Below are 19497 nucleotides of genomic sequence, written 5' to 3'. Positions count from 1 at the left end.
CAGGCGTCCCGTGCGGGCCACGTTTGGTCTCCACTCCGGCTGTGTAGCCCTTTGGCCCTGGGCGCGATTCGCTGACCCGATGCCACATGCGAGCCCCGCTCGCCGGCGGTGAGTTGGGCCCGCGCCGGCAGCCGCCCTGATCTGATCCGATCCCGACGAGATAGCGAGCCTGCGTCGTCGCGGGCTCGTGCCGCGCGGCATCGCGACTCGCGGTTGACCTGCTGACGCCCGGTGGCGCGTCCTGCGTCAAGGATTTGGCGGTGGTGTGTTGCGCCCGCTCGGCCCGCTCGGCCCGCTCAGCCTTCGGCGACGGCGGCCCCTGCGGCGTCCTCGGTCTGCGCCCCCAGCTTGCCGAGCAGCTCGGTCAGGCGCGCCACGCGCGTGTCGACGTCCGGCATGTCCTTGAAGAACACCAGCCGGGCGTCGCCCTCGAGCCGATAGGCTCGGGCGTCCGACTGCACCATGGCGATCAGCCGGGCCGGGTCGATGCGGCTGTCGCGGCCGAAGTGCAGGCGGCCGACGTCGGGGCCGGCCTCGATCTTGGCGATGCCCAGCCCCGCGGCGAGCAGCTTGACGCCGGTCGCGGCGAACAGTGTCTCCGTGGCCTCCGGCAGCAGCCCGAAGCGGTCGATCAGCTCGACCTTGAGCGCCCGCAGGCCGGCGGCGTCCTGGGCCGCGCTGATGCGCTTGTAGAGCACCAGCCGCATGTGCACATCGGGGATGTAGTCCTCGGGCAGCAGGGCGGTGGCGCCGAGCTCGACCTCGGTGGCGCCCATCAGGCCGTCGGCGTCGATATCGGGCACATCGCCCCGGCGATAGGCGGCCACCGCACGATCGAGCATCTGCCGGTAGAGATCGAAACCGATCTCCTGGATCTGGCCGGACTGGCCTTCGCCGAGCAGTTCACCGGCGCCGCGGATCTCGAGGTCGTGGGTGGCCAAGGCGAATCCCGCGCCCAGATCGTCCAGCGAGGCGAGTGCGTCGAGGCGCTTCTCGGCGTCCGGCGTCATTGATTCGCGCGGCGGCGTCAGCAGGTAGGCATAGGCGCGATGGTGCGAACGGCCCACGCGCCCGCGCAGCTGATGCAGCTGGGCGAGACCGAAGGTGTCGGCGCGGTCGATGATGATGGTGTTCGCGCTGGGCACGTCGATCCCCGATTCCACGATCGTCGTGCACAGCAGAATATCGAAGCGCCGGTGATAGAAGTCGAGCATCACCGACTCCAGCTCGCGCTCGTGCATCTGGCCGTGGGCGACGCGGATGCGGGCCTCCGGCAGCAGCGCCGCCAGATCGCGGGCGACGCCCTCGATGTCCTTGACCTTGTTGTGGAGATAGTAGATCTGCCCGCCGCGGCGCATCTCGCGGCGGGCGGCCTCCTGGATCAGGGCGCCGTCGTGGCGGGACACGAAGGTCTGGATCGCTAGCCGCGATTCCGGCGGGGTGGCGATGATCGACAGGTCGCGCAGGCCCGACAGGCTCATGTTGAGCGTCCGCGGGATCGGGGTCGCGGTGAGCGTGAGCAGATCGACCTGGGCGCGCAGTGCCTTGATGCGCTCCTTGTGGCGCACGCCGAAGCGGTGCTCCTCGTCGACGATCAGCAGGCCGAGCCGCTTGAAGCGGATGTCTTTCTGCAGCAGCCGATGGGTGCCGATGACGATGTCCAGACGGCCGTCGGCCATCTCGGCGAGCAGGCTCTCGCGCTGCTTGCCGGTGCGCATGCGGCTGAGTGCGGCCACCCGGACGGGCCAGTCGGCGAAACGATCGGCGAAGCTCTGGTAATGCTGCTGGGCGAGCAGGGTGGTCGGCACCAGCACGCAGACCTGATAGCCGGCGGAGGCCGCGGTGAAGGCCGAGCGCAGCGCGACTTCGGTCTTGCCGAAGCCGACATCGCCGCAGACCACGCGATCCATCGGCGTGCCGGCGGCGAGATCGGCCAGCACCTCGTCGATGGCCCGCTGCTGGTCGGGCGTCTCGGTGAAGGGGAAATCGGCGGCGAACCGGGCGTAGTCGTCGGCATCGGCCACCATCGAGGTGCCCTGACGCGCGGCCCGACGGGCCTGGACCTCCAGCAGTTCGGCCGCGGTGTCGCGGGCGCGCTCCGCGGCCTTCTTGCGCGCCTTCGACCAGCGCTCGTTGCCGAGCCGATGCAGCGGCGCGCTGTCGCCGTCGGCGCCGGTGAAGCGGTGCACGAGATGCAGCGAGGCCACCGGCACGTAGAGCAGGTCGCCGCCGGCGTACTCGATGGTGACGAACTCGTTCTCCACGCCGCCTGCGGAGAGCTTGATCAGCCCGCGGTAGCGGCCGACGCCGTTGTCCTGGTGCACCACCGGGGCGCCGGGGGCGAGGTCCGTGAGCTCGCGGATGGCCGTCTCGGGATCGCGCACCACGCGGCGGCGTTTCTTGGCCGGCGGCCGGCTGCCGGTGAGCTGGGTCTCGGCGATGATCGCCAGCCCGTCGGCGGCGATCACGCAGCCGGCCTCCAGCGGTGCGCTGGTCACGGCGATGCGCTTGTTCTGGGTGCGGAAATCCGCCCAGTCCTCGCAGCGCGCCGGGGCCAGCCCCAGCGTGGTGAGCCAGTCGCGCAGCGCCTCGCGGCGGCCGGCGGAGTCGCCGGTGATCAGGATCCGGCCGTCGAAGCCCTCGAAGAAATCGCGCAGCGCATGGCCGGTGGCGGCGATGTCGGCGCCGGTGAGCGCGGGCACGTCGGTGGCGCCGAAGTCGATGCCGTCGCGGCCGACCTCGATGCGGGCGGCGGTGAGCCCGTCCAGCGCCGAGCGCACGGTCGCGGGGTTCACGAACGCGGCCTCGGGCGGCAGCAGCGGCCGCTCGGGATTGACGCCGCGCTGCTCGTAGCGCGCCGATAGAGCCATCCAGGCGCTGTCGACGGCCGCGGCGACGTCGCCGAGCTCGACCGCACGGGCGTGCGCCGGCAGATAGTCGAACAGGGAGGCGGTGCCGTCGAAGAACAGCGTCAGATAGGACTCGATGCCCCCCGGCGGCACGCCGCGGGAGACATCGCGATAGATCACGCTGTTGCCCGGGTCGCCCTCCAGCGCCTGCCGGTAGCGCTGCCGGAAGGCCTTGATGGCCTCGTCGTCCAGCGGGAATTCGCGCGCCGGCAGCAGCCGGATCGTGTCGATGCGGTCGGTCGAGCGCTGCGTCTCCGGATCGAACGCCCGGATGGTGTCGATCTCGTCGTCGAACAGATCCAGCCGATATGGCGTGGCCGCGCCCATGGGATAGAGATCCATGACCGCGCCGCGGATGGCGTATTCGCCGTGCGTGCGCACCTCGGACACCGCGGCATAGCCGGCGGCTTCCAGGCGTTGCCGCAGGGCGTGAAAATCGAGCTGCTGGCCGACCTCGAAGACCATCGCACGCGCGTCGACGAAGGTCGTCGGCGGCAGGGGCTGGAGCAGCGTGTCCGCGGCGACGATGAGAATGCCGCGACCCATGCCGGGCAGGGCGTGCAGCAGCGCGAGGCGTTCCGAGACGATGTCGGCGTGCGGCGAGAAGACGTCGTAGGGCAGCGTCTCCCAGTCGGGAAAATGCCGGATGACCAGCGAATCGCCGGCGAAGAAGCGCAGTTCCTCCTCGAGCCGGTAGGCGCGATGCTCATCGGCCACGACCGCCACCGTGAGCGCGTCCGCGGCCTCGGCGGCCTGAACCAGCGCCAGCGAGGACGCACAGCCGGCCAGCCCCTGCCAGTGGTCGTGCGCACCGGGTGTCAGCGCCGGCGGTGACAGCGGGGAGGTGCGCGCGTCGATGTCGTCTGCAGCGGCCATTTGAGGGCGCGGATTATTGCACAGACCCGCGCTCGAGACGACTGGCCGCGCGTGCTTCAGTCGCGGAAACGCCGCGTCAGCTCGCCGAAGGCGTCGATTCGCCGGTCGCGCAGAAACGGCCAGACGCGGCGCAGAGTCTCGGTGCGCGCCGTGTCGATGTCCGCCATGAGCAGTTCGCCGCTTTCGCCGGCCTCGGCCAGGGTCTCGCCCTGGGGGCCGAACACGAAGCTGTGGCCCCAGAAACGGATCTCGGTGTCGGCGTCGCCCTCGACGCCGACCCGGTTGGAGGCGATCACGGGCAGGGTGTTGGCGATGGCGTGGCCGCGCTGCACGCCCTGCCAGGCGGCAAGCTGGCGCGCCTGCTCGTCGGCGTCGTCGGTGGCGTCGTCCCAGCCGATCGCGGAGGGATAGATCAGCAGCTCTGCGCCGGCCAGCGCCATCAGCCGCGCGGCTTCCGGGTACCACTGGTCCCAGCAGACCAGCACGCCGAGCCGGCCGATGGACGTGTCGATGGGGGTGAAGCCGAGATCGCCGGGCGTGAAATAGTACTTCTCGTAGTATTCGGGATCGTCCGGGATGTGCATCTTGCGGTAGCGGCCGGCGATGCGACCGTCGCGGTCGAGCACCACCGCGGTGTTGTGATATAGCCCGGGAGCGCGGCGTTCGAACAGCGAGGCCACGACCACCACCCCGGCGGTGCGGGCGGCTGCCGCGAGACGCTCGGTCGAGGGCCCGGGGATCGGTTCGGCCAGGTCGAAGCCGGCCGGATCCTCGCGCTGGCAGAAGTAGGGCGTGTTGTGCAGCTCCGGCAGCAGCACGAGATCGGCGCCTGCCTCGCCCGCGCGCTGGATATGGGCCACGGCGGTGTCCAGGTTGGTCGCGGGCTCGGGCGTGCAGGCGTACTGGGCGACGGCCACGCGCCGGATGCGGGTGTCAGCCATGGGCGGTCTCGGCGGGAATCTGCATGGAGGCACAGTGCAGGCCGCCGTGCTGGCGGATCAAGGCGCGGCTGTCAATGAGGATGACCTCGCGCTCGGGAAAGCAGTCGGCCAGCCGCTGCCGGGCCACGGCGTCGGCGGGGTCGTCGAAGGCCGGGATCAGCACGCAGCCGTTGGCGATGACGAAGTTGGCGTAGCCGGCGGGCAGCCGATGGCCGTCGTCGGGGTCGTGGATCGGCGCGGGCAGGGGCAGTTCGACGAGTCGATAGGCGGTGCCGTCGGGGGCGCGCAGCGCCTCGAGCTCGCGCCGCATGGCGGTCAGCGATTCGAAATGCGGGTCGGTCTCGTCGGCGCAGCCCTGATAGGCGATCGTATCCGCCGCGACGAAGCGGGCGAGCGTGTCGATGTGGCCGTCGGTGTCGTCGCCGATGAGATCGCCGTGGGCGAGCCAGTGGATCGTGGTCGCGCCGAAGGCGTCGCCGAGCATCGCCTCGACGCCCGAGCGACTGAGCCCGGCATTGCGCCGGCCGGCGAGCAGACAGCGTTCGGTGGTCAGCAGCGCGCCGGTGCCGCTGGCTTCGATGCTGCCGCCCTCGAGCACGGCCGAACGCCGTTCGAGCGTGCCGCGGCCGAGCGCGCCCGCAACGTGCAGGGCGACCGTCAGGCGGTCGTCGTTGAGTGCCGCAAAGCGTCCGCCCCAGCCGTCGAAGCGAAAATCGACGAACACGCGCTCGTCGTCGAACACGGTCAGCGGGCCGGTGTCCCGGACCCATATGTCGTCGTTCGGCGCGTCGATCACGACCGGCGGCACTACGGCCCGCAGCCGCGGATGGTCGTCGATGCTCTGCCGGCATTCGGCGTCCGCGGCCACGAGGATCACAGGCTGGCGCTCGCCGATGATGGCCGCCATCGTGGCGATGGTGTCGCGGGCGGCCGCCAGGCCCCCGCCCCAGTCGCCCGCCGAGCGCGGCCAGACCAGCAGTATGGCAGCCTGCGGTGCCCATTCCGGCGGGAGCCGGCGGGCGCTCATCGTGGCACCGCGAGTTCGTCGCGGTGGGCCACGGGTGCCGGGTCCGCCGGCACCACGGCGTGTATCAGCCGGTCGTATTCGAAGTAGAGCCGGTAGGCGGGATAGTCCCAGCGCGTGATCGGCGGCTGGCCGACGGGCGCGTGGCGACGGCGCGGCTCGCCGTACTCGCGCTCGACGCGCGCCATCGATGTGCCGCGGGGCGGGGTGGACGGCGGCTGCGGCCGCACCGCCGACGTGGCCGGAGAGGACGGGGACGCAGTCGTGGCGCGTGGCGGCGTCGGCTCGGCGCCGTAGTCGTCCGCCGCCGCCTTCGTGCTCGCCCCGGCGAGGAGCACGAGTGCTGCGCCGATTTCCAGCCCGATCTGAACTATCGGTCGATGTAACGTTCTCATGCGCATGACTGATTTTCCGATGGCCCCGTACGGCGCGCCGCCGCGCTGCGTCGTGCGGGCTCATTATGCTTTAATGCGCCGCCATGTTTAGACCCCTCGAACTCTACGTCGGCCTGAAGTACACGCGGGCCAAGCGTCGCAACCACTTCATCTCCTTCATCTCGTCGATCTCCATGGGCGGCATCGCGCTGGCCGTGATGCTGCTGATCACGGTGCTGTCGGTGATGAACGGGTTCGAGGCGGAGCTGCGCGATCGTATCCTGGGCATGGCTTCGCACGTGGAGATCTCCTCCAGCCGGAACGCGCTCCAGGACTGGAGCGAACTCAAGACCCAGGTCAACGAGCGGCTGCCGGACGTCAACGGTGCGGCGCCCTACATCAGTGGCGAGGGCATGCTGCGCAGCGGACGCAATATGTCGGGCACGCTCATCCGCGGCGTGTTGCCGGCACAGGAGACCGAGGTCTCCGACGTCGCCGACCACATGGTCGCCGGCAGCTTCGATTCGCTGGAAGCCGGCGAATATCGGATAGTCATCGGTGCGGAGCTCGCGGCTCTGCTCGGTGTCGGCGTCGGCGACAAGGTGGACTTGATGATCCCGAAGGCCAACATCACGCCGGCGGGCATCGTGCCGCGCTTTCGGCGGTTCACCGTGGGTGGCGTGTTCAAGGTCGGCATGTACGAGTACGACCGCGGCATGGTCATGATCCACATGGAGGATGCCGCGACGCTCTACCACATGGGCGAGGGCGTGACCGGCCTGCGGCTGCATCTGACCGACATGTTCGACGCGCCCGATGTCACCCGGCAACTCGAGGCCACACTCGATCCCGGCAAGCGCGTCTCCGACTGGACGCGTCAGCACGCCAATTTCTTCCAGGCGATCGCCACCGAGAAGACCGTGATGTTCATTATCCTCAGCCTGATCATCGCCGTGGCGGCCTTCAACATCGTCTCCATGCTGGTGATGGTGGTCACCGACAAGCAGGGCGACATCGCCATCCTGCGAACGCTCGGGCTCACGCCGCGTTCGGTCATGGCCATCTTCATGGTCCAGGGCTCGCTGATCGGGGTGATCGGCACCGTGCTCGGCGTGGCGCTCGGCGTGCTGCTGTCGATCAACATCGAGCACATCGTGCCCATGCTCGAGAGCCTGCTGAACACCGATCTGCTTTCCGCGGACGTCTACTACATCAGCCAGCTCAAGGCCGAACTGCACCAGACCGACGTCCTCCGCATCGCGGCGCTGTCGCTGGTGCTGTCCTTCCTGTCGACGCTCTACCCGGCCTGGCGCGCGGCGCGCGTGCAGCCGGCGGAGGCCCTGCGCTATGAGTGATGCGAGCGCCACACCGGTACTGTCCTGTCACCGTCTGTCGAAGCTGTTCAGCGAGGTTCGCGAGCCGGTCACGGTTCTGCGCGACATCGACCTGGAGGTCGCCCCCGGGGCGCGTATCGCGGTGATCGGCGCCTCCGGCTCGGGCAAGTCGACGCTGCTGCATCTGCTCGGGGGGCTGGACACGCCCAGCAGCGGCGAGATCCGCATCGGCGGGCACGACATGACGCGACTGTCGAACGCCGCCCGCGGCCGGTTGCGCAACGAAAAACTGGGCTTCATCTATCAGTTTCATCATCTGTTGCCGGAGTTCACCACGGTCCAGAACGTGGCGATGCCGCTGCTGATACGGCGCGGGCCCACGGGGCCGGCGCTGCAGACCGCCCGCGAACTGCTCGAGCGCGTGGGGCTGGGCGATCGGCTGGAGCACAAGCCGACCGAACTGTCCGGCGGCGAGCGCCAGCGTGCCGCGGTCGCGCGCGCCCTGGTCACGCGGCCCGCCTGCATCCTGGCCGACGAGCCGACCGGCAACCTCGACCATCGCACCGCGGCGAGCGTGTTCGACATGATGCTCGAACTCAACGAGTCGCTGGATACCAGCCTGGTCATGGTCACCCACGACCGCACGCTGGCCCAGCGCATGGATCAGGTCTGGACCCTGTCGGACGGCCGCCTGGCGCCCGCGGAGCTGTCCGACCTGGCCTGACGTTCGCCGCGACCCACGGCGCTCCGTGCTGCGTTGCCGCCGGCCTCGTGTAATGTGAAAGTTCCGGGGCAGGCGCATTCGCGCGGATGAACGGGCGGCCGACGATGGGGCGGGGCGACGACAACGTACAGCTGGACCCCGACCGCAGCTGGCACGGGGCGCTCGCCCGCTATGCCCGGGATCCGCGGCTGCTCGCGCTGGCCTGTATCGGCGCCAGCGGCGGTGTCTACCTGTGGCCGACGCCGATCGCGCCGCTACTGCCGTTGGCCGGACTACTCTGCTGTCTGCTGCGTTTTCCCGGCCGCGCCGTGCTCGCCGCCGGTCTGGTCGCGGCGCTGTGGGCGAGCCTGGACGTCGCGCATCGACTCGACGCGCGCCTGCCGGTCGAACGCAGCGGGGAGACCGCCACCGTCGTGGGACGCGTGTCCGGACTCGTCAGCCATGAGGCCTTTCGCAGTCGCTTCGTGCTGGCGCGCGACGTCGCCCCGTATCGGGTGCGGCTGTCCTGGTACGACGACCCGCCCGCGCTGTTGCCGGGCGACTGCGTGCGGGCCACGGTGAAGTGGGAGACCCCGCACGGCTCGGCGAACCCGGGCACCTTCGATTACGAGGCGTGGCTCTGGCGCGAACGCATCGACGCCACCGGTTACGTGCGCGAGGCCGGAGACTGCGATCGGGCCGCTTCGATGTCGCTCGACCGACTGCGCGCCCTGGCGCTGCGGCGGCTGGATCGGATACTGGGGGATGCGCCGGCGCGTGGCCTGATCGAGGCCTTGACGCTGGGCGCACGCGATGCGATCAGCGACGCCCAGTGGGCGGTGCTGCGGGCCACGGGAACCAGCCATCTGGTTGCCATTTCCGGGTTACACATCGGCCTGATCGCGGGCGTGCTGTTCTTTCTGGCGCGCTGGCTGGCGCTTCGGGTGGCGCCGGGCTGGTCGGCGCATCGTCTGGCGGCCGCGGCAGCCTTCGTGGGTGCGGCCGGCTACGCCGCGCTCGCCGGTCTGGCGCTGCCGACCCAGCGTGCGCTGGTCATGGTTGCCGTTGCGCTCGCCGTCATGGCGCTGCGGCGGGATGTGGCACCGTCGCGCACGCTCGCCTTCGCCGCCATCGCAGTGCTTTTCTGGGACCCGGCTTCGGTGATCGCGCCCGGGTTCTGGCTGTCGTTCGGGGCCGTGGCGTGGCTGCTCTATATCGCCGCGAGCGGCCCGCGCCGGGGGCACTGGCTGGCCTTCGGTCATATCCAGCTCGCGCTCATCGCCGGTCTGACGCCGTTGACGCTCTGGTTCTTCGAGCAGGCGTCGATGGTCGCGCCGGTGGTCAACGCCCTGCTGATCCCGCTCGCGGTGGTCGTGGTGCCCGCGCTGCTGACGCTCACGGCCCTGGCGCTCGCCTGGCCGGCAGCCGGCGGACCCTTGCTGACGGGGGCGGCGTGGCTTCTCGGAGCGGGCTGGCAGGGGCTGGCATGGGTCGCCGACTGGCCGCTGGCCGCGGTTCATCTGACGCTGCCCGGCGTGGCCGCGCTGCTGCTTGCGATCGCGGGAATCGCACTGTTGCTGCTACCGCGCGGCCTGCCGGGGCGCTGGGCGGGTGCCGCGCTGCTGCTGCCGGCCTTGATCGGCTGGCAGCCCGCCGATCAACGCATTCCGCAGGAAGCCTATCGCGTGACCGTCCTCGACGTCGGCCAGGGGCTGGCCGTGGTCGTTCGCACCCGGGAACACACGCTGGTCTTCGACGCCGGGCCGGCCTATCGGACCGGCTTCGATACCGGCGAGGCCATCGTGGTGCCGTATCTGCGCCACGTCGGTCGGCCCCGGGTGGATCGCCTGCTCATCAGTCACGCCGATCTCGATCATCGGGGCGGGGCGGCAGCCATCGTCCGCGAACTCGAGGTGGTCCGATGGCAGGGCGCGGGCGGCGACAGCCCCTGCGTGGCCGGACAGCAATGGCGCTGGAACGGCGTCGACTTCCGGGTGTTGTATCCGACACGGGCCGAGCGTGCGGCGGCCGCGGATACCAACGGACGCTCCTGCGTGTTGCGCATCGCTTCGCCCGGCGGGCGGGTGCTACTCACCGGCGATCTGGACGCCGCGGGTGAGGCGCGCCTGATCGCCCGCAATGCGGAGGCGCTCGCCGGCGAGGTGCTCGTGGTCGGACATCACGGCAGCGACAGCTCCTCCAGTTCGGCCTTCCTCGAAGCCGTGCGGCCGCGATTTGCGCTGATCTCCGCCGGCTGGCGCAACCGCTGGGGATTTCCCACCGAGGGCGTGCGCGAACGGCTCTCGGCTGTCGGCGCGCAGCGCATCGGCACGGCGACGGGCGGGGCGCTGAGGGTGGCCGTACCCGGCAGCGCGGAACGCGCGATCCGTGTCACCCGCTGGCGTGACCAGCACCCGCGGCTCTGGCAGGTGCCGTGACCCGCTGGCCGCGGCCCGTGGGCGACGACTATGATGCCTGCGCGAGCGTGCCGGCTTGGCTTCGGTGCGCGTCTGATCTAAGGGAGCACGACGCATGGGGCAGATGACGATGGCCGGCGGGTGGCTGATGCTGACGATCCTGCTGTGCTCGGTGCTCGGGCTGGCGATCGTGATCGAACGCGCCTGGGCGTTGCGGGCGACGCGGGTCGCGCCGCCCGCCCTGACCGGTCAGCTCGCCCGGATCGCGCGCGCCGGCGCGCTGAGTGCCTCGGATCGCGAGGCACTGGCCGCGCACAGCCCGCTGGGGCAGGTGTGGGCGGCGGTCGCGGCGTCGCGCGGGGCGTCGCCCGATCAGCGCCGCGAACGCATCGAAGAGGCCGGGCGCCGCGCCGCCCATGACATGTCGCGCTATCTCAACACGCTGGGCACGATCGCGGCGATCGCGCCCCTGCTGGGTCTGCTGGGCACGGTCGCCGGCATGATCGACGTCTTCGCCGCGCTGGAGGCCTCCGGTGCGGCCGGCGGGCTGGCCGGCGGTATCGGGCAGGCGCTGCTGACGACCGCGGCCGGCCTCTGCGTGGCCATCCCCGCGCTGGCCGCGCATCGTTATTTCACCGGCTGCGTGGCGGAGCGGGCGCTGCTGCTCGAGCGCTGGGCGGTACGGCTGATGGACACCGAGCAGGGATCGCCGGCGGCCGCGCGATGAGATTCGGCCGCAATGACGATACCGAGCCGCGGGTGAACCTGACGCCGCTGATCGACGTCGTGTTCATTCTGCTGATCTTTTTCATGGTATCGGCGCGGTTCGCGGACGAGCGCGTGCTGGCGCTGGAGCTGCCACCGGCGGCCCATGCGGGCGCGACCAAGGAGGCGCACGTCGACGTGCGCGTGACCCCCGGCGGCGGCTTTGAAGTCGCCGGCGAGTCGGTCGCCGCCGAGGCGCTGGTCGCGTCGCTGCGCGCGCAGCGGGCACAATACCCGGATCGCGCATTGCGGGTGCGCGCCGATCGCGATGCGCGACACGGTGCGGTCGTGCGCGTATTCGATGCTGCGGCGGCCGCCGGTTTCGCCCGGGTGGACGTCGCCACGCGATCACAGGAGTAGTTTTGGCGCGCCAGAAAGTTCATACCGACATGCCGGTCCGCGAGATCTATCCGCGGCTGCTGCGCTATACCTGGGCCCATCGGAAATGGCTCGGTATCGCGGCGATCGGGATGGTGGGCTACGCCGCGGCCGATACGGGGCTGATCTATATCCTCAAGCCGCTGCTGGACGGCTCGATCGTGGATCGCGACCCGTGGATGATCCGCTGGATTCCGGTCTTCCTGCTCGGACTGCTGATGGTGCGCGGCGTGTTCGGTTTCCTGTCGAGCTACGGCATGTCGTGGGTCGCCAACCGCGTGATCTATCACGTGCGCCGGGACGTGTTCGCCAAGTTCCTGCAGCTGCCGACGAGCTTTTTCGACGACCACTCGACCGGCAAGACCACGGCCAAGCTGACCTATTACACCGGCCAGATCTCCGGGGCGGCGACCAGCGCGATCACGATCGTGGTGCAGGACACCATGCGCATCATCGGCTTCACCTTTCTGATGTTCTGGGTGAACTGGTCGCTGGCGATGGTGGTCTTCGTGGTCGGGCCCATCATCGCCCTGATCGTGAGCAACGTCTCCAAGCGCTTTCGTCGCTACAGCGTGACCATGCAGCAGTCCATGGGTGACATCACGCACATCAGCGAAGAGGTGCTCACCGGGCAGCGGGTGGTGAAGGTCTTCGGCGGCGAGGAGCACGAACGCAACAGCTTCGATCGCATCAACGAGCGCTTCCGCCGCATGTCGATGCGCAAGGCCACCACGACCGCGGCCAGCGTGCCGGTGCTGCAGTTCATCACCGCGATCGCCGCGGCCTGCGTGGTCGCGATCGCCGTGCGCGACACCGGCGGCGGCATGATGTCGCCGGGCGATCTGGCGACCTTCTTCGGCGCGATGATGGGGATGATGCAGCCGATCAAGCGCCTGACCAGCGTGAACGCCACCATTCAGGCCGGCATGGCGGCGGCGGGCGCGATCTTCGAGCTGCTGGACGAGCCGGCGGAGCGCGATCCAGGCCGGCTGACCATCGACCGCGCGCGCGGCGAGATCCAGGTCTCGGAGATGGCGTTTCGCTATCCGAACACCGAGGCCTATGTCCTGCGCGACATCACCTTCGATGTGGAACCCGGCCAGACGGTGGCCTTCGTCGGCCGTTCCGGCAGCGGCAAGTCGACGCTGCTGTCGCTGCTGCCGCGTTTCTACGACTACGAGGCCGGCAGCATCCGGCTGGACGGGCACGAACTGTCCGAGTACCGGCTGGCGGATCTGCGCGCCCAGATCAGCCTCGTCGATCAGAACGTGGTGCTGTTCAACGACACCGTTGCAGGCAACATCGCCTACGGCACCCTCGGCGGCGCTGACCGCGAGACCGTGATCGACGCCGCGCGGCGGGCCTACGCGCACGAATTCATCGAGTCGCTGCCCGAGGGCTACGACACGCTCGTCGGCCAGAACGGCATCATGCTGTCCGGCGGCCAGCGCCAGCGCATCGCGATCGCACGCGCGCTGCTCAAGGATTCGCCGATCCTGATTCTCGACGAGGCGACCTCGGCGCTGGATACCGAGTCGGAACGGGCGATACAGAAGGGCCTGGAGGTGCTCATGCGCGACCGCACCACGCTCGTGATCGCGCACCGACTGTCCACGATCCAGGATGCGGACCGGATCGTGGTGCTGTACGACGGGGAGCTGGTGGAGCAGGGCACGCACAGCGAGTTGATGGACCAGCGCGGCCACTACCGCAACCTGCACGACATCCAGTTCTCGCAGCCGGGCTGATGAAACGCCTCGCGCGCGCGCTCGAGCGCGCCTGGTACCGGCCCGGTGGCGCCTGGTGGCCGCTGCTACCGCTGGCCTGGCTGTTCGGCCGGGTCGTCGCACTGCGGCGCGCGGCCTATGCCCGTGGCTGGCTGCGCTCGCGGCGGGTCGGCGTGCCGGTGCTCGTGATCGGCAACATCACCGTGGGCGGCAGCGGCAAGACGCCGCTGGTGATCCTGATCGTGCGCACGCTGCAGGCGCGGGGACTGCGCCCCGGCGTGGTCTCGCGCGGCTATGGCGGCCGGGCGGAGCGCTACCCGCTGCGCGTGACCGCAACGACGCCAACCGCCGTGGCCGGCGACGAGCCCGTCCTGATCGCCCGCCGCGCGGGCGTACCGGTGGCGGTGGACCCGGACCGCGCGCGCGGGGCCGCCGCGCTTGTCGCCGAAGCCGGCGTCGACTGCGTGGTGGCCGACGACGGGCTGCAGCACTATCGTCTGGCCCGGGATATGGAGATCGCGGTGACCGACGCCCGCCGCGGGCTCGGCAATCGACGACTGTTACCGGCGGGGCCGCTGCGGGAGCCACCGGGGCGACTGGACGGGGTCGATCTGTCACTGGTTCACGGCGCCGGCGGTGACTTCGAGCTCGTGCCGGGCGCGGCACAGTCGCTTGACCACACCAGCACGCGCGCGCTGGCGGATTTCGTCGGCCGGCCGGTGCACGCGGTGGCGGGCATCGGCGATCCCGGGCGTTTTTTCGCTATGCTGCGCGGATGCGGCCTGACCGTGATCGAGCATCCGATGCCCGATCACCATGTGTATACCGCCGGGGAGTTGATGTTCGACGATGATGCGCCGGTGCTGATGACCGAAAAGGATGCCGTCAAGTGTGCCGATCTGGCGGCCGAGACGCGCTGGTATGTTCCCGTGGACGCGCGGCTGACCGAGGCCGGCGCGGCGCGCCTGGAGCGAGCGCTCGCGCGTTTCGCGGTGCATCCCGGAGCGACGCGATGAGTTTCGTCGTGGTGATCCCCGCGCGGCGGGCCAGCAGCCGGCTGCCGGACAAGGTGCTCCGCGACATCGCGGGGCGGCCCATGCTGGCGCATGTCTGTGCGGCCGCCCATGCCAGCCGCGCGCGGGCGGTGCTGGTGGCGACCGACGATCCGGTGGTCGCCGAGGCCGCCCGCGAAGCCGGCGCGGACGCGGTGATGACGCGGGACGATCATCCCTGCGGGACCGATCGAATCGCCGAGGTCGCGGCGGCCCGGGACTGGGGCGACGAGACGATCGTGGTCAACGTGCAGGCCGACGAGCCGTTGATGCCCTCGGCGCTGATCGATCAGATCGGCGAGGCGCTGGTCGCCGATGCCGGCGCGGCGATCGCGACCGCCTCCACGCCGATCCTGCGCGCGGACGATTTTCACGACCCCAACATCGTCAAGGTGGTGGCGAACGCGGCCGGACGCGCGCTGTATTTCAGTCGCGCGCCGATTCCCTACCATCGCGACAGCGGCAATCGTCTCGTCGACGACGACGCGGCCAGCCGTCATATCGGCATCTACGGCTATCGAGCCGACGCGCTGCGCAGCTTCGCCGCGGCGCCGGTCGGAGTACTGGAACGCCGCGAGTCGCTGGAGCAGCTGCGTGCCTTCGACCTCGGGCTGCCGATCGCGCTGGTGTGCGCGGTCGCCGTACCCGGGCCGGGGGTCGACACCGCAGCGGACCTGGCAGCGGTCGAACGGCTACTGGCGGCGACATGACGCAACGGAACCGGACACGCGTGCTCTTCGTCTGCTTGGGCAACATCTGCCGTTCGCCGACCGCGCACGGGGTGTTTCGCGACCGCGTCGCCGCAGCCGGTCTCGCCGACCGGATCGAGGTGGACTCGGCGGGTACCGGCGATTGGCATGTGGGCAAGCCGCCGGATGCGCGGGCCCGTGCGGCAGCGGCGGCACGCGGCTGCGATATCGGCGATCTGCGGGCCCGCCAGGTCGCAGCGGCCGATCTCCAGGCCTTCGACTACGTGCTCGCCATGGATGCCGACAATCTCGCCGTGCTCGAGCGGCTGGCTCGAGAGAGCGCGGACGCGCGCGCCCGTGTCGCCCTGTTCGGCGATTACAGCGGTCGTCACCCCGGGGCGGCCGTGCCCGACCCGTACTTCGGCGGCGAGGACGGCTTCGAGCGCGTGCTCGATCTCATCGAGGACGCCGCCGAGGGTCTGCTCGCCGAAATACGCGCGGACTTGGAGCGCGATCCGGGCTGACGCGAGAGTCACGGCGCCCGTCGGACCGCCGACGGGCGCCGTGCACGCCGCTAACGGCCGCCGGGGGTGTCGTCCTCGGTGCCGGTGGCCCGCTGCGTCTCGACCTGCTTCAGGGCCGCGTCTTCCGTGTCGTCCGCAGTCTCGGCGACGACGCGCTTGGCATCGGCCCGCGGTGTGGCGCTCGGCATCGCGCCGTCCGCGTTCGGGCTCTCGTCCGGATCGTCCGTGCTCGCGGTGTCCTCACGGGTATCGATGGCGGTGTCTTCGATCGCCGTCTGGTCGACGCTGCGACGGGCATCGGTTTCGACCTGGCGCAGCGCCGAGTCATCGTCGTCGGCGGTCTCCGGCGCCGCGTCGGAAGCCGTGCCGGATTCAACCTGGTCCGAGGTGTTTTCCGGATCGACCTCGGCCCGGGCCGGATCATCGCTCGTCTCGGTCTCGGTCTCGGTCTCGGCGGTCGGTTCCGGCGCCGCCGTCGTAACGGCGGAGTCCCCGGGGGCGGTGTCGGCCGTCGCGGATGAGGCCGCCTCATCGCTGCTCGGCGATGCGGTTGCGAGCTTATCCTTTTCGGCCTTCTCGGGCGTCTCGGGCGTCTCAGCCTTTTCAGCCTTTTCAGCCTTTTCAGCCTTTTCAGCCGTCTCAGCCGTCTCAGCCGTCTCAGCCGTCTCAGCCGTCTCGGGCGTCTCGGGCGTCTCGGGCGTCTCGGGCGTCTCGACGGCACGAGACTCGGACCCGGCGGCGGGGTCCTCCGAGGCGAGCTCCCCGTGTTGGCGCGAGGCGGCACGGGCGTTGTCACTTGCGCGCGCGGCCGACCAGGGCTCGTCGTTCTCGGGCGCCGGCGGCTTGACCGCGGTCGTGTTTTCCGCCTGCTCGGTATTCTCGGGCCCGTCTTCCGCGGCGGGCCGGTCGGCGTCCGCCGGTACCGCGGTGGGCGCGGCGTCGGTGGCGTCCTGGGGATCGCCGTTCAGTCGCACATCGTCGGCCACGCGGGGGGTGTCCTCGGTTTCCGAGGCGTCGGCTCCTGCGGGCGCCGGCGCAGCCGCGTCGTCGCCGGTATCGTTGCGCTGGTCGTCCGACGCGGACGCTTGGTCGGCTCGGGGCTGCGGTGCGTTGTCATGCTCCGGCGCCGAGTGGTCCGCGCCGGTTTCGCCGGTGTCGGCGGCCGCCGGGGTCTTGCCGGCGTTGTCGTCGGTGCTGCCGTTATCATCGCTCTGCGCGCCGTTGCCGCGATTACGGCCACCGCGACGGCCGCGGCCACCGCGCCGCCGGCGCCGCCGCCGGCCGCCGGCACTGCTGTTGTCCGAATCGTCGTTGCCGCGGTTGTGCGTCTCGCTGTCTTCGGTCTGATCGCTTTGCTCAGCGGCCTCAGGCGTTGCCGTCTTGGCCGCTTTTCGATCCTCGTCGTTCTTGTCGTTCTTCTTGTCCGCGTGGTCCGGTTTGGCGGACCGATCGTTTGACTCCGTCTTGTTCGACTTGCCGGTTTTGTCGGTCTTGTCGGCGCGATTGCCGACGGCTTTCTCCATGTTTCTAGCGGCGCTGTCGCCCGCGGTCTCGGCGCCGGCCGCCGTCTTGGTAGAGCCGCCGTTGCGGTCGTTGGACTGTTTGTCTCTGGTTGACTTGTTGTCGTTGGCCGACTTGTCCTTGCTGCCGCTCGGTGCGTTGTGGTTGCCGCCGTCCGTCTTCTTGCCGTTCGAGCCGGACGGGCTGCGGTTCTTCTTGTCGGTGCCGTCGCTATCGGACTTGGGACCGTCGCCCGAGCCCGAGCCGCGACGATTGCGGCCGCCGCGACGCGAGCGCGAGCGGCTGCCCTCGTTGCCGTCGTCGCTGCCGCGCCGATTGCGGCTGGGGCGGCGCTTGCGCGTCTCTTCGCCCGTCCCGCTCTCGGGCCCGGCCGATGTCCCGGACTCGGGCTTCTTCTGCGTAGACTCGGTCGCGGACGCGGTGGCTTGCGCCTGCGTGGCCGGCGTCGACTGCTCGTCACCGGAGAATATGCGGCGCAGCGCGTCCCAGAGTTGCTGCCAGGGGGTCATCGCGGCGGCGGCCGGCGTCGGCTGGGGCTGAGCCTGGGGCGCTTCGGTGGTCTCCGCTTCTTTTTCGGGTTCGGCCGTGCGTTCGATTACGGGCGCGTCGGGGCGTTCGACGCGCTTGACCGCCGGCTCCTCGCGCTTCGCGGCGGCGGTGCTGCCGGCGTGGTTGGGTTCGACCGGTTTCTCGATGTCCACCTCGTTGTCCAGGCGGTAGCTGGTGGCATCGTTGTTGTCGGTGGCGAGTTCGTCGCCGCGGATGCGGCGAATCTCGAAGTGGGGCGTGTCGAGCGTTTCGTTGGGCACCAGGGTGACCAGCGTCTTGGCCCGGCGCTCGACGCCCGCGATGTCCTCGCGCTTCTCGTTGAGCAGGAAGCTGGCGACCGCGATCGGAAGCTGGACGATCACGCGTCCGGTGGCCGGCTTCATCGCCTCCTCTTCGAGCAGTCGCAGGATCGACAGAGACAGCGACTCAACGCTGCGGATACTGCCCTGGCCTAGACAGCGCGGGCAGACCTGGTTCGAATACTCCGACAGCGACGGCTTGAGCCGCTGGCGCGACATCTCCAGCAGACCGAAACGCGAGATGCGCCCGATCTGAACCCGCGCACGGTCGGCCTTGGCCGCCTGCTTGAGGCGATTCTCGACCTCGCGTTGGTTCTTGTTGTTCTCCATGTCGATGAAGTCGATCGCCACCAGTCCGCCGAGGTCGCGGATGCGCAGCTGGCGGGCGATTTCCTCGGCCGCTTCGAGGTTGGTGTTGAAGGCCGTCTCCTCGATGCCGCCGCCCTTGGTGGCGCGCGCGGAGTTGATGTCGACCGTGGTCATCGCCTCGGTGTGGTCGATGATGATCGCGCCGCCGGAGGGCAGGGTGACTTCGCGCTCGAAGGCACTCTCGATCTGGGATTCGATCTGGAAGCGTGAGAACAGCGGCGTCTCGTCGGTGTAGTGCTTGAGCTTGGACAGCGCCTGCGGCATGACCTGCTGCATGAACTCGCGACCGGTCTCGTAGATCTCGGCCTGGTCGATCACGACCTCGCCGATGTCGTCGCGCAGGTAGTCGCGCAGCGCGCGGATGATGACGTTCGATTCCTGATAGATCAGGAACGGCGCCTTGCGCTCGGCGGACGCGTCGGTGATCGCCTTCCAGACATGGACCAGATAGTCCAGGTCCCACTGCAGCTCTTCGGCGCAGCGGCCTACGCCGGCGGTGCGCACGATGACACCCATGCCCTTGGGCACCTGCACGTGGTTGAGCGCCTCGCGCAGTTCGTTGCGCTCCTCACCCTCGATGCGGCGGGATACGCCGCCGGCGCGGGGATTGTTGGGCATGAGCACCAGATAGCGCCCGGCCAGGCTGACGAAGGTGGTGAGCGCGGCGCCCTTGTTGCCGCGCTCCTCCTTCTCGACCTGGACGATGATCTCCTGGCCCTCGGACAGGGCGGACTTGATGCTGTCTTTGCCGTCGCCGCTGAAGTAGTCCTTGGCGACCTCCTTGAGCGGGAGGAAGCCGTGCCGATTGCCGCCGTAGTCGATGAAGGCGGCTTCCAGACTCGGCTCGACGCGGGTGACGCGCCCCTTGTAGACGTTGGCCTTGCGCTGCTCGCGGCTGCCGACCTCGATGTCTAGATCATGGAGCTTCTGGCCGTCGACGATGGCCACCCGCAGCTCTTCCGGCTGGGTGGCGTTGATTAGGATGCGTTTCATTGAATTGAATTCCGGCTGGCGCTCGACTGCCGGGTATCGCTGCGGCTTGCGGC

Annotated in this window: 14 protein-coding genes; 9 read left to right on the top strand and 5 right to left on the bottom strand. The window is 69.9% G+C overall.

The window, feature by feature from the left end:
- Positions 1–296: 296 nt before the first annotated feature.
- Genes mfd through SAOR_RS00600 form a run of 4 tightly spaced genes read right to left on the bottom strand, consistent with a single transcriptional unit; the run spans position 297 to position 5938 of the window.
- Positions 297–3785: a transcription-repair coupling factor gene (gene mfd, locus SAOR_RS00615; RefSeq protein WP_123629763.1), complete on the bottom strand. Its 3489-nt coding sequence runs from the start codon at positions 3783–3785 to the stop codon at positions 297–299.
- A 56-nt stretch (positions 3786–3841) separates the two neighbouring features.
- Positions 3842–4726: a carbon-nitrogen hydrolase gene (locus tag SAOR_RS00610; RefSeq protein WP_123629762.1), complete on the bottom strand. Its 885-nt coding sequence runs from the start codon at positions 4724–4726 to the stop codon at positions 3842–3844.
- Entirely contained in the window at positions 4719–5753 is a 1035-nt protein-coding gene (locus tag SAOR_RS00605; protein ID WP_123629761.1) for an agmatine deiminase family protein, read from the bottom strand. The genes SAOR_RS00610 and SAOR_RS00605 overlap by 8 nt, the downstream gene beginning before the upstream one ends.
- Positions 5750–5938 (bottom strand): hypothetical protein, encoded by a 189-nt coding sequence (locus tag SAOR_RS00600; RefSeq protein ID WP_123629760.1) that lies wholly within the window; start codon positions 5936–5938, stop codon positions 5750–5752. Before SAOR_RS00600 ends, SAOR_RS00605 begins: the two co-directional genes overlap by 4 nt.
- 290 nt (positions 5939–6228) lie before the next feature.
- On the opposite strand from SAOR_RS00600, the gene SAOR_RS00595 reads away from it, so the two are divergent.
- From SAOR_RS00595 to SAOR_RS00555, 9 genes are all read left to right on the top strand, one after another.
- Positions 6229–7479: a lipoprotein-releasing ABC transporter permease subunit gene (locus SAOR_RS00595; RefSeq protein WP_123589796.1), complete on the top strand. Its 1251-nt coding sequence runs from the start codon at positions 6229–6231 to the stop codon at positions 7477–7479.
- Positions 7472–8182 carry a lipoprotein-releasing ABC transporter ATP-binding protein LolD gene (gene lolD / locus SAOR_RS00590; RefSeq protein WP_123589795.1) on the top strand — a complete coding sequence of 237 codons (711 nt, stop codon included), beginning with the start codon at positions 7472–7474 and terminating at the stop codon, positions 8180–8182. The genes SAOR_RS00595 and lolD overlap by 8 nt, the downstream gene beginning before the upstream one ends.
- Positions 8183–8286: 104 nt before the next feature.
- A complete protein-coding gene (locus tag SAOR_RS00585) occupies positions 8287–10599 on the top strand; it encodes a DNA internalization-related competence protein ComEC/Rec2 (protein ID WP_185015491.1) in 2313 nt (770 codons plus the stop codon).
- A 94-nt stretch (positions 10600–10693) separates the two neighbouring features.
- Positions 10694–11305 carry a MotA/TolQ/ExbB proton channel family protein gene (locus SAOR_RS00580; protein WP_123629758.1) on the top strand — a complete coding sequence of 204 codons (612 nt, stop codon included), beginning with the start codon at positions 10694–10696 and terminating at the stop codon, positions 11303–11305.
- Positions 11302–11703: an ExbD/TolR family protein gene (locus SAOR_RS00575; protein ID WP_123629757.1), complete on the top strand. Its 402-nt coding sequence runs from the start codon at positions 11302–11304 to the stop codon at positions 11701–11703. Before SAOR_RS00580 ends, SAOR_RS00575 begins: the two co-directional genes overlap by 4 nt.
- A 2-nt stretch (positions 11704–11705) precedes the next feature.
- Complete coding sequence (gene msbA / locus SAOR_RS00570; protein WP_245965346.1) at positions 11706–13469, top strand: lipid A export permease/ATP-binding protein MsbA; 1764 nt, start codon at positions 11706–11708, stop codon at positions 13467–13469.
- Positions 13469–14464 (top strand): tetraacyldisaccharide 4'-kinase, encoded by a 996-nt coding sequence (gene lpxK, locus SAOR_RS00565; protein WP_123629756.1) that lies wholly within the window; start codon positions 13469–13471, stop codon positions 14462–14464. The genes msbA and lpxK overlap by 1 nt, the downstream gene beginning before the upstream one ends.
- Positions 14461–15210, top strand: a complete 750-nt coding sequence (kdsB, locus tag SAOR_RS00560; RefSeq protein ID WP_123629755.1) for a 3-deoxy-manno-octulosonate cytidylyltransferase — start codon at positions 14461–14463, stop codon at positions 15208–15210. The genes lpxK and kdsB overlap by 4 nt, the downstream gene beginning before the upstream one ends.
- Positions 15207–15713, top strand: a complete 507-nt coding sequence (locus tag SAOR_RS00555) for a low molecular weight protein-tyrosine-phosphatase (protein ID WP_123629754.1) — start codon at positions 15207–15209, stop codon at positions 15711–15713. Before kdsB ends, SAOR_RS00555 begins: the two co-directional genes overlap by 4 nt.
- A gap of 50 nt (positions 15714–15763) precedes the next feature.
- On the opposite strand, the gene SAOR_RS00550 is transcribed toward SAOR_RS00555, so the two are convergent.
- On the bottom strand, positions 15764–19444 hold the full coding sequence (locus tag SAOR_RS00550; protein WP_123629753.1) for an Rne/Rng family ribonuclease: 3681 nt from the start codon (positions 19442–19444) through the stop codon (positions 15764–15766).
- Positions 19445–19497: the final 53 nt, after the last annotated feature.

Origin of the sequence: Salinisphaera orenii subsp. orenii MK-B5, from assembly GCF_003788635.1 — a bacterium.
GTDB classification, from domain to species: domain Bacteria; phylum Pseudomonadota; class Gammaproteobacteria; order Nevskiales; family Salinisphaeraceae; genus Salinisphaera; species Salinisphaera orenii.
The sequence above is the reverse complement of the archived record's forward strand: the minus strand, read 5'-3'. Positions and strand labels throughout refer to the sequence as shown.

What these genes read in the sequence shown, in the direction of transcription:
- mfd (WP_123629763.1), bottom strand. Translation starts at nt 3,785, where the DNA reads ATGGCCGCTGCAGACGACATCGACGCGCGCACCTCCCCGCTGTCACCG.
- SAOR_RS00610 (WP_123629762.1), bottom strand. Translation starts at nt 4,726, where the DNA reads ATGGCTGACACCCGCATCCGGCGCGTGGCCGTCGCCCAGTACGCCTGC.
- SAOR_RS00605 (WP_123629761.1), bottom strand. Translation starts at nt 5,753, where the DNA reads ATGAGCGCCCGCCGGCTCCCGCCGGAATGGGCACCGCAGGCTGCCATA.
- SAOR_RS00600 (WP_123629760.1), bottom strand. Translation starts at nt 5,938, where the DNA reads ATGGCGCGCGTCGAGCGCGAGTACGGCGAGCCGCGCCGTCGCCACGCG.
- SAOR_RS00595 (WP_123589796.1), top strand. Translation starts at nt 6,229, where the DNA reads ATGTTTAGACCCCTCGAACTCTACGTCGGCCTGAAGTACACGCGGGCC.
- lolD (WP_123589795.1), top strand. Translation starts at nt 7,472, where the DNA reads ATGAGTGATGCGAGCGCCACACCGGTACTGTCCTGTCACCGTCTGTCG.
- SAOR_RS00585 (WP_185015491.1), top strand. Translation starts at nt 8,287, where the DNA reads ATGGGGCGGGGCGACGACAACGTACAGCTGGACCCCGACCGCAGCTGG.
- SAOR_RS00580 (WP_123629758.1), top strand. Translation starts at nt 10,694, where the DNA reads ATGGGGCAGATGACGATGGCCGGCGGGTGGCTGATGCTGACGATCCTG.
- SAOR_RS00575 (WP_123629757.1), top strand. Translation starts at nt 11,302, where the DNA reads ATGAGATTCGGCCGCAATGACGATACCGAGCCGCGGGTGAACCTGACG.
- lpxK (WP_123629756.1), top strand. Translation starts at nt 13,469, where the DNA reads ATGAAACGCCTCGCGCGCGCGCTCGAGCGCGCCTGGTACCGGCCCGGT.
- kdsB (WP_123629755.1), top strand. Translation starts at nt 14,461, where the DNA reads ATGAGTTTCGTCGTGGTGATCCCCGCGCGGCGGGCCAGCAGCCGGCTG.
- SAOR_RS00555 (WP_123629754.1), top strand. Translation starts at nt 15,207, where the DNA reads ATGACGCAACGGAACCGGACACGCGTGCTCTTCGTCTGCTTGGGCAAC.
- SAOR_RS00550 (WP_123629753.1), bottom strand. Translation starts at nt 19,444, where the DNA reads ATGAAACGCATCCTAATCAACGCCACCCAGCCGGAAGAGCTGCGGGTG.